This window comes from Mesorhizobium sp. M4B.F.Ca.ET.214.01.1.1 (assembly GCF_004791545.1).
Classification (GTDB): domain Bacteria; phylum Pseudomonadota; class Alphaproteobacteria; order Rhizobiales; family Rhizobiaceae; genus Mesorhizobium; species Mesorhizobium abyssinicae.
In genome coordinates this window covers 1-360 of the sequence record NZ_SRUX01000129.1, presented here as the reverse complement: position 1 = coordinate 360, position 360 = coordinate 1, and the positions used below count along the sequence as shown (strand labels likewise).

Genomic DNA, 360 nt, shown 5'->3' with positions numbered 1-360 from the left:
GTTGCAGCTCTTGCCAAGGCGGTCCGGGAATATATCGGGTCTCTTTTCCTGCGTTGTCCGTCGCAGCGGCCGAAACGGTTTGCTCGATTGCTCCGGCTGCCGGCTTCCGGCGCGAACGCTTGGCGCTGTAAGTCTGCCGCCTTTCCTCGGCGACTTCCAGGCCTTCTATTGCCGACAGGACTAGTGCGAGGCGGTCCTCGATTTGCTTCAAACGCCTCCAGGTGGAAAGCAGCGCAAATGAAACCAGCACACAGTATGCAAGAATGGCGGTCACCGATCCCGCCCAATTCTCGATACCGAACAGTATCAGCGCGACAGCCCCGATGAGGATCGCAATGGTACCGTAGCCCAGCAGCCGGC

1 protein-coding gene is annotated in these 360 nt (G+C 59.7%); it reads right to left on the bottom strand.

Going from position 1 to position 360, the window contains the following annotated elements; translation table 11 throughout:
- On the bottom strand, positions 1 to 360 hold a 360-nt coding region (locus EN857_RS35075; RefSeq protein ID WP_189522834.1), incomplete at both ends, for a hypothetical protein.